Origin of the sequence: Paenibacillus sp. NPDC058177 (assembly GCF_042883835.1) — a bacterium.
Lineage (GTDB): Bacteria > Bacillota > Bacilli > Paenibacillales > Paenibacillaceae > Paenibacillus_AQ > Paenibacillus_AQ agri.
Window position 1 is genome coordinate 717,756 of the sequence record NZ_JBHVVB010000003.1, and the last position, 13,062, is coordinate 730,817.

At 43.0% G+C, this 13,062-nt stretch carries 15 protein-coding genes; 3 read left to right on the plus strand and 12 right to left on the minus strand.

Going from position 1 to position 13,062, the window contains the following annotated elements:
- Nucleotides 1-42: 42 nt before the first annotated feature.
- The 5 genes from ACFVU8_RS17155 to ACFVU8_RS17175 all read right to left on the minus strand — a co-directional run bounded on the left by ACFVU8_RS17155 (nt 43) and on the right by ACFVU8_RS17175 (nt 4,167).
- Entirely contained in the window at nt 43-1,044 is a 1,002-nt protein-coding gene (locus ACFVU8_RS17155; RefSeq protein ID WP_387428731.1) for a sensor histidine kinase, read from the minus strand.
- A complete protein-coding gene (locus tag ACFVU8_RS17160) occupies nt 1,045-1,728 on the minus strand; it encodes a response regulator transcription factor (protein ID WP_387428733.1) in 684 nt (227 codons plus the stop codon).
- 63 nt (nt 1,729-1,791) lie between these two features.
- Nucleotides 1,792-2,565, minus strand: a complete 774-nt coding sequence (locus ACFVU8_RS17165) for a helix-turn-helix domain-containing protein (protein WP_379469697.1) — start codon at nt 2,563-2,565, stop codon at nt 1,792-1,794.
- 24 nt (nt 2,566-2,589) lie between these two features.
- Nucleotides 2,590-3,165, minus strand: a complete 576-nt coding sequence (locus ACFVU8_RS17170) for a LysE family translocator (RefSeq protein WP_387428735.1) — start codon at nt 3,163-3,165, stop codon at nt 2,590-2,592.
- A 114-nt stretch (nt 3,166-3,279) separates the two neighbouring features.
- Complete coding sequence (locus ACFVU8_RS17175) at nt 3,280-4,167, minus strand: alpha/beta fold hydrolase (protein WP_379469693.1); 888 nt, start codon at nt 4,165-4,167, stop codon at nt 3,280-3,282.
- Between ACFVU8_RS17175 and ACFVU8_RS17180 the strand changes: the two genes are divergently transcribed.
- The gene (locus ACFVU8_RS17180; protein WP_387428738.1) at nt 4,166-4,741 is read left to right on the plus strand and encodes a PadR family transcriptional regulator; all 576 of its coding nucleotides are present in this window, start codon (nt 4,166-4,168) and stop codon (nt 4,739-4,741) included. The two genes, ACFVU8_RS17175 and ACFVU8_RS17180, sit on opposite strands and share 2 nt — an antisense overlap.
- Nucleotides 4,742-5,257 (plus strand): DUF2812 domain-containing protein, encoded by a 516-nt coding sequence (locus tag ACFVU8_RS17185; protein ID WP_379469689.1) that lies wholly within the window; start codon nt 4,742-4,744, stop codon nt 5,255-5,257.
- Between the two features lie 90 nt (nt 5,258-5,347).
- Here the strand turns inward: ACFVU8_RS17185 and ACFVU8_RS17190 are convergent, their stop codons facing one another.
- Both ACFVU8_RS17190 and ACFVU8_RS17195 read right to left on the minus strand, forming a co-directional pair.
- The gene (locus tag ACFVU8_RS17190; protein WP_387428741.1) at nt 5,348-6,250 is read right to left on the minus strand and encodes a helix-turn-helix domain-containing protein; all 903 of its coding nucleotides are present in this window, start codon (nt 6,248-6,250) and stop codon (nt 5,348-5,350) included.
- Between the two features lie 99 nt (nt 6,251-6,349).
- Nucleotides 6,350-7,528, minus strand: a complete 1,179-nt coding sequence (locus tag ACFVU8_RS17195; protein WP_387428743.1) for an MFS transporter — start codon at nt 7,526-7,528, stop codon at nt 6,350-6,352.
- Nucleotides 7,529-7,649: 121 nt separating this feature from the next.
- Between ACFVU8_RS17195 and ACFVU8_RS17200 the strand changes: the two genes are divergently transcribed.
- Nucleotides 7,650-8,264, plus strand: a complete 615-nt coding sequence (locus ACFVU8_RS17200) for a TetR/AcrR family transcriptional regulator (protein WP_387428745.1) — start codon at nt 7,650-7,652, stop codon at nt 8,262-8,264.
- A gap of 82 nt (nt 8,265-8,346) precedes the next feature.
- Here ACFVU8_RS17200 and ACFVU8_RS17205 read toward each other — a convergent pair whose 3' ends face one another.
- The 5 genes from ACFVU8_RS17205 to ACFVU8_RS17225 all read right to left on the minus strand — a co-directional run bounded on the left by ACFVU8_RS17205 (nt 8,347) and on the right by ACFVU8_RS17225 (nt 12,326).
- On the minus strand, nt 8,347-9,045 hold the full coding sequence (locus tag ACFVU8_RS17205) for a class I SAM-dependent methyltransferase (RefSeq protein ID WP_387428748.1): 699 nt from the start codon (nt 9,043-9,045) through the stop codon (nt 8,347-8,349).
- A gap of 88 nt (nt 9,046-9,133) precedes the next feature.
- The gene (locus tag ACFVU8_RS17210; RefSeq protein ID WP_387428750.1) at nt 9,134-9,829 is read right to left on the minus strand and encodes a CTP synthase C-terminal region-related (seleno)protein; all 696 of its coding nucleotides are present in this window, start codon (nt 9,827-9,829) and stop codon (nt 9,134-9,136) included.
- A 111-nt stretch (nt 9,830-9,940) separates the two neighbouring features.
- On the minus strand, nt 9,941-10,594 hold the full coding sequence (locus tag ACFVU8_RS17215) for a hypothetical protein (RefSeq protein WP_387428752.1): 654 nt from the start codon (nt 10,592-10,594) through the stop codon (nt 9,941-9,943).
- A gap of 14 nt (nt 10,595-10,608) precedes the next feature.
- A complete protein-coding gene (locus tag ACFVU8_RS17220) occupies nt 10,609-11,052 on the minus strand; it encodes a hypothetical protein (RefSeq protein ID WP_387428754.1) in 444 nt (147 codons plus the stop codon).
- Between the two features lie 266 nt (nt 11,053-11,318).
- On the minus strand, nt 11,319-12,326 hold the full coding sequence (locus ACFVU8_RS17225; protein WP_387428756.1) for a phosphotransferase: 1,008 nt from the start codon (nt 12,324-12,326) through the stop codon (nt 11,319-11,321).
- Nucleotides 12,327-13,062 lie beyond the last annotated feature (736 nt).

The following is a 13,062-nucleotide window of genomic DNA, read 5'->3' on the forward strand; positions in this document are numbered from 1 at the left end:
CGGTGACGATGAAGGTGACAATTCAGTCACTTACGGAGTGTCCTAAATGACTTGCTTATAAAATTTAATTCGAAACTGCGTGCCTTGCCCGCTATCGCTCGTCACATCGATCACTCCGTTCTGGCTGGCAATAATGCTGTGAGCCATCGCAAGCCCTATCCCGATACTCCCTTCGCTAGCATTTTTCCCTTTGTAAAAACGTTTGAAAATATAAGGTAAATCTTCTTTTGGAATGCCTTGTCCATTGTCGGCAATAATGATTTCCGTAAATAAAGCATTTTCGGAAAATGTGATCGAAATGGTTCCGCCTTCCTGTGTGTGTTCTACACCGTTTTTCAAAATATTGAGGACTGCTTCGACAGTCCAATTGAAATCGCCAATAAAAGTGACTTCGTCATCTCCCGTAATGGAAAGATTTTGTCCCTTAATATCCATCGGGATCATCACCGGCTCTAATGCCTTTTGAATAAGCTTTTTCATGGGAATTACATCTTTTTTGAATGGGATGGTTTTCGCGTCCATTTTCGATAGTTTTAATAAAGAGGAGACAAGCCAATCGATGCGTTCAAGCTGAATGCGAATATGATGGGTGAACTCTGTTCTTTTGGCAGGAGGCAAGTCAGGGGCGCTTAACAAATCCGCCATTACCGTCATGGAAGTGAGCGGCGTTTTGAGCTGATGCGAAATATCGGATATGGCATCCGTTAGCTGAATTTTGTCCTGCTGTAGGAGCGACCGGTGTTCCGATAGCATGAGCGTCACCTTATAAATATCATTTTTTAAAATGCTAAGCTCGCCTTCTTGATTATCGCGAACGTCAAGCGTATCATTGCCGTTGCTAATTTCCCGCAAATAGATCGACAGCTTCTCTAGCTCGCGATATCTCCATCTCGTGAATAACAAACTGCTGACAATAAGCACAATGGATAGAATACAAACAAACGCTGCTGTGACAAACGAAATGAACACAGACACAATGATTGCCGTTACGCTAATGGAGCCCATGATGAGCAATAACATTTGAATTTCCCTATTACGCAGCATCTAATCACCAACCTTATAGCCTAAACCACGTACTGTTCTAATCAAAGCCGGGTTCCCTGGGTCATCCTCCAGCTTTTCCCTTAGTCTTTTAATATAAACTGTTAAGGTATTGTCGTTCACGAACTCGCCGGCCACATCCCAGATTTGCTCTAAAAGCTGATTTCTTGTGAGAACCTGTCCAAGGTGGTTGCCGAAGATCAGCAATAAGCGATATTCTAAGGCAGTCAGCGAAACCTCGACGCCGTTTTTATACACTTTTCCTTCCAGCGTATGGATACGGACATTGTCGATATCTATGACTGCTCCTGTGTGGGGCGACTTCTGGTATCTTCGCAAAACAGTCTTGATCCGGGAGAGAAGCTCACGAACCCGAAAAGGCTTTGTAATGTAATCATCAGCCCCCATATCAAGACCCATCACAACATTGACCTCATCATCAATCACCGTTAGGAAAATGACCGGAATGTCCCGCCGCTCTTTCACCATCCTGCACAATTCATAGCCGCTTCCGTCCGGAAGCTGTAAATCGAACAGGCACAAAGCGAACTGATCGATATCTTCTTCGAGTACCTTTTTGGCTGAAGCGATATCATGGCATAGAACCGTTGAATACTGATCTTGCTGCAGCGAATATTCGAGACCTGAGGCGATCGTCTTATCATCTTCGACTAGTAATATTTTCATATGTGAATCATCCTTACGATTAGGTTAATTATTCAAATTTTTCAGGCTTAATGGATCTATCGACTAAAAATGTGAGATATATTCAAGGGCGGTTGTTCCATATACACTTTTAAAGTGTTTATTTAAGTGGGTCAGATCAAAGAAACCGCATGCAGCTACCGCTGAATAGATATCTCTATTTTTTTCGATTAACTGCTTTGCCCGTTCGACTTTGCAATTAAGGAAGTACTGGTAGGGTGAAATTCCAGTGTGAGCCTTAAATATACGGATAAATTGATATTTTGATAAATTAAGCTCTGTACAGATCTCATCAAGCTTGAGGACATGCTCCAGGTTTCCATAAATCATATCCTTTGCTTTTCTTATGATCGCGCTATCCTTCTTGTCCTCCAAAGAAAGATTGATCTGTACAAGACTATCCGTCAGAGATAGGAACAACTCACAGCATAACGCCTCATCTTTTTCACCTAATATTGCTTGTGACAGGCTTACAACTCGTTGTCCAAGTCTATCGTCGTACACAATAGGTGTTGAAAAGCGTACAATATCCTTTTTTCCTATACCCTCTAGAAGCATTTGCGTATCAATATATAACATTACATAATCTAGACCTGACTTATCATGTGCCATACCGTCATGTACCTGTTCTGGATTGAAGAACATCACACCATTTTGATGAGATAATTGCAAGCTGCCATCTATGTGATAATGTTGAATGCCGCGCAAAGTTACGCCTATTGCATACTCCTTGTGAGCGTGCTTCTTATACTTGAATTCCGTCATACTTGCCGACAATGCGGTAATACCTGCCGATTTTTTATAGAGAAATTTCTCCATTATAGCACCTCTACATGAACTTATCTAAACCCAGATCATGATGCCAGCATAAACTAATAAAATGGCCATCATAACACTAACAATCTTATTGTGCTTCTGTAAGAACTCTTTAAAGATCGTGCCGAACAGCACCCATGTTATAAAAGCTAAAAAGCCGATCAATGTTATCACAATGACACTTAGCATTATAGCAGGGGCTCCACTGTAATAGGGCAGGACAAATGTTGGAATTACAGTCAATGTGAATAATACTAATTTGGGATTTAAAAACTGCATCATGAAGCCAGACCAAAAGGTGGCTGCTTGGTTTTCAGATGGATTTGACGAATCCTTTTTGCAAATTAGATAAGCCAGATAGAGCATATAAAGGCTCCCGATGACCTGCATAATCATTAATACTTTCGGTAGAATCGTTAGTAACAAATTATTCAGAACAGCGGAAATAACAAGTAATAAACCAAAACCAACCGTGGCCCCATACGAATATTTTAAAGCTTGGTTTGCCCCGTAATGATTAACAGTAGACAAGATGACGATATTCGTAGGTCCTGGTGTAAACGTGGCTATCATACAGTAAATCAAAAAAGATGTAGTGTCCATGAGAAGGCTCCTTTCAAGCGGTTCTCACATCCTACATCTTATAATGAGTGACATATAGTATATTATTGCTGATCATGAGTTACTTGAGCCAGGTGTGCAAATTTGCTCAGTTAATCAGTCCCGGCCCGCCTCGTACAGCTTCTGCGCTACCATGGACGGCCTTACGAATGCATCTGTCATGTGGTCACCGTCACCAACAATCAGGCGGAACATGCCGAGCCGCGAAGCCATATGCGGATACCAGCCGAAGCCCTCTGCTCCTGTAAAAACGTTGTCTTGGTAAAAAAACAAATAGCTTTTGGGCGTAGGCAGAGCATAGAACGCCTTAAGATCCAGCTTCTCAAAGAGTGGTTTTGCCGGCTCTGGAGCAACGCCTGCGTATATCCACTTGGCTTGCTCCAAAGTCGCTGTATTAACGAATAGAGCCCGGAAAAGCGAAAACGGAAGCATAATTGTATCGTCATGCGATGCGCCTCTGAGCTGCTCGAACCCTTGCCTCGTTTGCGGTGGCAACTCGTCGGCAACAGACTCCCCGTCTTTTAATACAAATGCGTCCCAGAAGACAAGCCGCTTGAGGCGGTCCGGTATCTGTTCCGCAACTTTCTGAATAACGCTTCCTCCGAAGCTATGCCCGACGAGAATGATGTCATGCAGGTTCAGCCTTGTTACATAGTCGACAACAGACTTCGTAATCATGTCATGCGTTACCGCCTTGTTTGGGTCTTTACCGTGTCCTGCGTACTCTGGCGTGTAGACGGTATGCCCTCTCTTGCGCAGCTCGGCTGCTATACCGTCCCAGAAGTGCGCGTCGGCCCAAGAACCATGTACAAGCACAAAGGTCAGTTTTTGCTCCGGTGGCAACCGGTGACTTTCAAATGTTTCACGGGCATCATATTGCCCAAACCATCCGTTTGCAGGATATGGGGAGTTATAAAAGCTTGGAAGCATTAAATGGCAATTGGGATAGGGAAATTGAGGAACCTGCGGGTAATAAGGATACATGCTAAAACATCCTCTCAACATCGATATAACTCAGCTTATGCCTAATGCTTTTGAGAGGTTCCTTCCATCCCTGAATGATTACTTCCATGATAATCATGGCAATGCTCCGCAATTAAAACAATGTGTTAAGTTACGATATCCCCGCCATAAAACATCTGATCTTCCTATCCATTATTCACTTGACGGATATATCAATGATGGATATAATTCAGGTATATCCATCATTGATATAGGAGGTGGTACGGTGGCTAGAACAAGCCCCTATGAGTCTGGTGAGCTTACAGACAGTATCTTTCTGATTTTATTAGCAACACTTGAGCCGATACATGGCTATAGAATTATGCAAGTCATCCAAGATATGACTGAGGGCGATGTCGAAATCGGCCCAGCAACGATGTATACAACACTTAGAAAATTAAAGAATGCCGGTTGGATTGCAGAAGCAAATGAAGAAGATTTAAAAATTTCATATCAAATCACAGACGAAGGTAAAATAATACTCCTTGAAAATTTCAATAAAAGAATACGTTTGGTGGAAATTGCAAAAAAACATCTCGCTAAGGAGGGTAAATAAATGGCTAAATATCGTATGAGCGGTGGATTGGCAATGACACCTGAGAGCGATATGAATTTGCTTAAAGAAATGAGTCAAAAAGGTTGGCATGTTACCGGGATGAGGGGCTTTTTCTACCGCTTCGAAAAAGGAGCGCGGCATGACTTTGATTATTCTCTGAACTTGGAAGAGCGCATTAATCCTGAAATGATGACTTTTTACGAAGCCAGCGGATGGATACCCATTGTAGCCGAGAACGGCTATCAGATTTTCAGGGCAGAAGCAGGCTCATCTCCCATATTCAGCGATTCGGATTCCGAAATAGAGCTTCTTAGCAGGAAAAGACAGCAATATGGCAAGTGGTCCTTGGTATTTATGAGTTTAATGATAGTCTGCATTATTGTAGCAAATCAGATTGAATGGGACGCTTTTATTCGGACAGGACTGATGCTATTTATGGTGTGCTTTATTTTCACATTCCTTCCGTTCATCGGATTCAGCAAATCATTGTATATGAGAAAACGACAACAAGGTTAAACAATAGGCGGTAAGTTTTTAGGCCATCCTTGAGGGATGGCCTTTTCGCTATTACAAGTATTATCTATGCTCAAATCATTCCTTAAACAGCTATATCTTTTTTACTGGCCGCAACACCGCATAACCATATCCCTCTGGGAAATGCCGTTGGTAGTCCTGCTTGGTTCCTTCATCCCATACGTATCCCATACCTTTGGGGTCGAAGTTCCATGCTACTTCTTCAACTGTACTCATAACAGCGCTATTATCTTTTAGATAGTCGAAAGTAGGGTGGAAAAAGGCCAAATATTCCGATTCTGGGATCTCCCTGCATTCCATCCCTTCCGGAATAGGCCCATCATACTCCAGTGAAACGGGGATTCCATACAAGTACCCCTTCTGCCCATTCTGGTAAAACCATCCTGCCGTCTGACCAAGTTGTCCCGGTAGGGTATGATTAGACATACTCTCCAACGTACCGCTAACCTCATCACAAGAGTGTCCGTTTCCCCAGAAGTCTCCATAGTTTGTTACGGAAATGTCCCAGATCCCGATAAATTTGTGCGTTGGAATGAACTCGACTTTGATCTCCGCTGGTTGCAAATGTACTTTACTCATCTTATCCCGCTCCTTGATCAAATAATGATAAGGTGAGAATACCTCCTGACGAATAGCCAACGGAATAGGCCGGGGAGCTTTTTGGTATGCTGCAGGGGTGAGCCGAAAAGCCTTGTTGAATGCTCGTGTAAACGCTTCTTGTGATGAGAATCCATACTTTACGGCAACGTCTAAAACCCGCTGATCACTATCGCGGAGCTCCAGGGCGGCACGGCTGATCCTTCGAGTCCAGATGTAATCCCGTAAAGTCATCCCGGTTAATTGATTGAACTGTCTAGAACAATAATAGGGTGAATAGCCTAGCTGTTCGGACATCTGAATAAGAGATGCGCTCTCCGTAATATTGCTCTCCACCCAGTCTACCATTAGCTGGACCATTTCATTCCATTCGTACATGGAAGTCCTCCCTCCTTTCGTTTTGATCATATCACTGGTGATTTTTGCATACTTGATTTGAGTTGTACATCAAAGCTCCCCTATTCTTGCTCCAACTCCTCAAGTTGTAACAACCTTCAGTCCCTTCATACGCATCCACCAGCCCCCAACCAAGACAGTAACCACGTAGATTACGCCACAGGTTAAGAACAAAGGCTTCAAGTCACTCTCAACATAAAGCAATGAGCCAACCATCGGGCCAAGCGCACTGCCTATATACCGGACCAAGTTAAACACGCCGATGACAGTAGCACGTTCCTCTGGAAATTGTTCCGCCAGAATAGTCGTTGGCATGGACGTAGTCAATCCCATCGTAAAGCCGAATAGACAGACGTCCACAATCAAGAACGGTAGCGATAGCTGGGCGGTTAATGCAAACAGAACGACACTAAACGATTGAAAGAGAAAGGCATATAATAAACCTTTTCCACTTCCCATAACATTACGCATCCAACTACCCATTCTAATACTCACAATCGTACAGACAGACATCAGGAGGAGTACAGTACCAACTTTTCCTGAAGACATGTTGTAAAACGTACTTAGGATTTGGGGCACGAACACGATGTATACCAAATAAATGACAAACTGGATGAATCCATACAATACGACGACAGCACCAAGATGATTGCGAAAAATAATTGTTAGTGACTTTAGACTAAAGCCTTGCGCAGATCCTGTCTGTGACTTGGTCTCGGGCAGGAACTTCATGTTAGCGAACAGAAGCAGCAGTATGATGAGTGTTAAAAAGATAAACACACCTTGGTATCCGAACTTCTCTCCAATCACTCCACCCAGAAGTGGCCCTATAGCGGGCGCAAGTAAAAGCATAAGCTGATAAGTTGCCATTCCCTTTGCCAACTCTTTTCCACGGAACAAGTCCCCAATTACGGCTGCCCCTATAACAGGAACTGCTGCTGAACCTATACCCTGCAAGACGCGAAACACCAGGAATAAACCAATGGAATGAGAAAATGCGCAGCCTAAAGATGCCACACAATATAAGACAAGCGCGGGTATAAGCACTTTTCTTCTTCCTTTAGTGTCCGCCAGTGGTCCGAACACGATCTGCATAACAGCTAAGGCAATCAAAAATAATGAGACCGTCAAACTCATTAAATAACTTGTTGTATTCAGCTCATTTTGCATGTCGGACAACAGAGGTGTATATAAGTTTTGTCCTAAGGATCCTGTAAAGGCACTGAAGCCAACAAGATATAAAATAAGGCGTAGATTCATAATAACTTTCTCCCTTTCGTCTTAACTGACTAGTAGTCAGTTTTATGATGTCCAGCTCATTATATTGACTAACTGACTAATAGTCAATAAAATAAAAAATACAAAAGGGAGGATAAATACCTTGAAAAGAGTCAACAAAAAACCAGAGATACGGCGCCATGAAATCATAGAGACCTCATTGGAACTCTTTAGAGAGAAGGGTTACGATCAAACTGCTGTAAGCGATATTGTAAAAAAAATGGGCATCGCTCAAGGTACGTTTTTTTATCATTTCAAAACTAAAAAAGATATTATGATCGCCATAGTGGAGCGCTTGGTCGATGAAAAAATCACCAAGATCAAAGCGCTAGCTGACACCGAAGAAATGAGTGCTGAGGCCAAACTCTATGCCATCTTGTGGAGACAATCCTATGATGATGAGAGCATTATCGAATTTCTTCACCACGAATATAATGCATCGATTCACCAGAAAGTCCTCGTACAAATCGTCCAGGAAAGCGTCCCTTATGTGATACAAATTCTGGAGCAAGGGGTATCCGAAGAGATTTTTCAAATTCAAGACCTGCAGGAAACCGCTGAATTCATACTCGTTGGAGTTAACATTATGTTTGATACAGGGATTTTCTCGTGGCAGGAAAATACATTAGACCAAAAAAAATTAGCATTCAATCGAATCGTCGAGCGTATGCTAGGGAATTCCTTTAGCTTCTCTAACCCTAATACGCTGGGAAAATGATAATACCGTATGAAACATCACTCTATAAATAACAAAACCACTCCTGCTAATATTGGAGTGGTTTCATTATTTTAAAATCGTATTAAACTTTCTTAATCCTTAACATACTGTCAGCACCCTTTTGAAACTCATAACCAACTTTAATTTCTTCTGCAATGTAACCTTGGCTTTGTATAAAATCAATTATCTTATCCAGATGCTCATATCGATTGCAGGTTAGGTCCACCAAAGGGAATATGCGTATCTCTTCCTTGGTAACACGCATTAACTCCTGTATAGCTTGCAAGTGGAAGTCATAGTTCAACCGATCAGCGTACATAAATAAGAAATGGGCAGATAGCGTTAAATCAAATTCCTTATCGCCAAAAGGCAATACAGGTAAAACAGCAGGAACATAACGATTAGGGAATTCTTTCATATCATTGGCACAATCAGTTAACGCTTGTACTCTGTGGGCGCTTAAACCTTCTACAGACTTAAAATAATCCCATTTGTAATTCCCCTGTGCCTGTTCCATGTTAAGCATAGCATGCTCAATATCTTCAGCCCCTTTTTCAGCAAGCTGTTCAAAAGGATGATCATAAGCAATATCAGTGGCAGTAACATCTGCCCCTAGTTGGTTGGCAATTGCAGTGAACGAACATGCACCCGCCGGGCAATCAAGAATTTTCCGTCCTTTTAACTCCTCTTCAGACAAACCAAACATCAACATGTACTCATCAAATGTTCTTCCAATAAAAACAATCCGACTTAAATCTAATTTAACCTCTACTCTACTCATCTCATCTCACCTGTCCTCTTCTCAACTATTCTCATCTAACGGGACTGCTTAGGAAAAATCATACCAATAAATGTTATAAAAAACCATGTTATTGTATAGCTTTTTGAAGAAATGCCCTAATTAGCGGGTGAACCATATTTTTTAATGCTGAGCGTTCAGGCTGAAATAGCGTCCCAATAAAGAAAGGATGATCCATTAGTTCCATAACACGAACTTCTCCATCTGTATCAACTCCTGCAATCCGCATACCTGCTTTCTCTAACAGAGGAGCAAACTCAGGGTTTAAGCCATAATTACAAACTCCATACTGCTCAACAATCTCATGCTCACCATAAATTTCAGCTACTTTTAAGCCAGGTGTAAGTTTAAAAGTATGCGTTTGCTCGCTTACGAAACAAGTTAGAGGAGCAACCAGGATGAATGAAGAGTTAGGATTCTCCTCAGCATGATCCGCCTCTGAAATCTCCAGAACATTCCTGGCAAACTCAATAATCATATGCTGAAAACCGCCGCATGTCCCTAGAAATGGTATATTATGTTCTCTTGCAAATCGGATACCATTTAACGCTCCTTGCATACTCTTATAAGGACTAGCTGGAACTGTCCAAAGTGCTTGAAATGTTGCTAGTTTTTGTTCGTAACCCTGCTCTAATGAAGTAGTTGGGATCCATTCGATCTCTATCTGACAACCAAGATCTTGCGAAGCCAATTGAATAGCTTGAGGTATAGCGATATGAGCCACAACTTCTGCGTCGAAGTCACCAATTAATCCAATCTTACTCATAAATACCCCTCCCATAATTAAAAAGTGTTTATTATAAAAAAGCTAAATTATAATATTCACAACACTTCCCGTCAACTAATTCTAATTCATCGAACTCTTTCAAACCCGTCACTATCCCTGAAGAGATTCAGCTATAGATATTAGAAATTCACGACTGCTATGTTCCGCCAATATTTCATACTGCAGCGCCTTCCCCAGTTTCGGACCTAATTCCGCCCAAATCAATTGCTGCTTGTCACTATCCCCAATATAAACAGCTTCATTTGCACGAATCATTAAGTTATCGATCGTGTGTTGCTCTATATCGGATACATGAACCCTGCTTTTTGTAGTTCCAAAAATCCGAAATTCAAATCTTGTTTCTCCCTTACGAAAAATCATGCTCAAACCTACCAGCGTGTCGTTAGGCTTTAGGTCACGTACAGCATTTTTACCAGTCGCTTCACTCTCAGCGGACATTTCATCAATCTCTTCTTGGGTCAAATTATCAAATCCATAGTAGACATGAATATCCATAACCTCAGCATCGGCAGGAAATACAGGTTCCCATAAAGGCATTTTTGCCTTTAATTCATCCAGACCTTTAAGCCATTTTAACGCTTCGTAATTTGTTTGCTGCGTGATCTTCTTCTCCTTAGCTAGATAGATTCCCTTACCCATGCCAGGTTCTAATGACCGAATAACGCTATCCAGATCATGCTCCTCTTGAAAGGTGTCAATATTTAAGATTGCCAGCACATCTCCTTTTTCACTTTTCATCTCCATGTTCTACACTCTCCTCAATAGATTGAAATATCCGTTCCGTAAAGATGAAGATCAAGACGCTTGGCAATAGACAACGAAGCATAATTATCCCATGAGGTACTATATAACGGTCTTCCGTAACCAAGGTAGCAGCTGTATGCTCCTTTTCCGTTTTTTTGGAATGTAAAAGCCGGACCTAGCCATAAGCTCCTGATTTCTTTATCTTTCTCAAGCGCACGAATAACCTTGGCAAGCTGGACAGTTGAATCGCCCTGGTCTATAAGCTGTAGAATGTCATGGACTAAATGGTCAGGTACATCACTGCGGAATCGCACAATACGGCCCGCAATAGTCTGTCCCCAAAAAAATCTCGGAGCAGGCTGATTCATTGGCTCATTAATCGTTGTCATCCGTCCAGCCTGATTATGCAGATAAAGTACATCTGCTTGTATACTCATTAGTTCTAGATGGTTATACAAAAGCTTACCTCCTCTATTGGTTATAGCTCACCCTTTCTCTATACCATTAGATCATCCTTAAAGATCACTCGCTCGTAGTGTAATATACATAATCTATGTGTTCACCGGCAGCACCCGCGATATCTTGGCTCTTCCCCTTGCCTTTCAAAATCTCGCCAATCAGCATTACTGCTTTGTTTGTATCTGCAAACAAATGAATACGCATCTGTCAATATTTCAAAGAGGATGCCTCGATTAAAATCGCTCACTTTTTTGAAATTCAATTCTCATATCCCTCCAAGTAGAGCGTCGAGCTGCTCCCAATGCTCCGCAGTATAGATCATTTCTTCGGCAAAACGGACAGGAACTACGCTGGACGATTCGAGCGACGGCTGAATCCACCAGAACGATTCGATACACCAGACATACTTGATTGCCCTTAAAAGCGAGCCCGGTGGCAACGGCCGCACCTTGCGGTAGCCTTCAGCGAAAGCGATCACCGCATCCTTATGGAACCCGCGCCCGCTGAGCGTACCGGACAGGATAGCCCGCCCGAGGTCCATCTCAGGAAACGAATAGCGTGCTCGGTCGAAATCAACGATGGCTGCCAGAGCGTCTCCTTCGAAAAGCAGGTTGTCTGCCCACAGATCAAGGTGTGCCCAGCCCGCAGTCAGTGGCGCAAAGTCTTCATCTCCAAGTGAATCAAGAATTGCTTTCTGTAATTGCATTGCGTTCCGGACACGATCAGACGAGTTACGAGCAGCATCCCAACTTACCTCCCAGGTGCGCTCGATCTCCTCGCGAGACAACCGCCAAATCGGCTCCTCCGGCGGCACTGCCACTTCGAACCCTAATGTCGCCGCGGAATCCCAGAAAGCATGCATATCCGCAGCAGCTCTTCCGAGTGAATACATTTTACGCTCACCGATTATGCCAGCAGGCACCATAGTGCCCGGACAACGCGTCATGACGGTTATGTACCTTCCGCACGGCAGAATGTGCATGCAGCGCCCTTCCAGCATTAGTGGCTCAGGACACAGTCCTCCAGATTGATAAAAAAGAAGCTGCAGCTGCAGCGCATTTTCAATCTTGCCGCGAAACTCCGGATCATGGATCTTAAACCGCCCGGGATGATAGCTTTTGACGAACAGCCACCCTTTGCATGTCTCGATGATCCACTTCTCGTTCATTAGCCCGCGCCTTACACGCCCGGCGGATAGAATTTCAGTCGACAAATACTTTTTCAGCCAGTCATCGATTTCGCCAATTAATTGATCCTCAGTCGTTAACGGCATTCAAAACCAACCTTTCTAATCGACAGTTTTAATCCCTAACCTAACCAAAGGAAACATCTCACAAGCAAAATTTCTCTTCCCGCATCATCAGGCATCACCTGTTCCAAAGGAGTAAGCATGTGACCGCAAATAAACTTTTTAATTAAATTCCATTTTGATAAAAAAATCCCTTCTTATCACCACCAAAAACCTAGCCTGCTTAGGCTAGGTTCTCCAGGCTGTATGTAACGGCAATAGAGGCTGTCCCAAAAGTCGTTTTTCTAACGAACCGGACTCAGCTCCCTTCTTTCACTAAAAAAAGTAAGAAGAGCAGCAATTCTCCCGTTATTGGAGAATCACTGCTCTTCGTTGTTGGTCCACTACAACTTGCTTCAACACGTTATACGCAAGCGAAAGCCCTCCGACCGAATGCGTCACTTTCTCTATGCCGTGAAGCAGGAATCGCTGAAAATCACAGTTGTTCTTTAGTTGTCCTGACACACTCCCGGGTTCAAGGTTGAAACTCCTGCATGGGGGCTAACGGACCCTATCGTCGTTATTTGCACATTAAACAGCATGTGGAACATGTAACGGACTGAGGGGACGCTATTTCCGCCCAAACCGTGGAATTCACACCGGATTTCTACTCATAACGTCTTTGGTGGACCTCTGTCAAGAAAGTGGACAGTCACGCAACGGATTTTTTAGTAAATTGCTGTGCAAAGCGAGCGGGAGAAAGATATCCCAGTGCACCGTG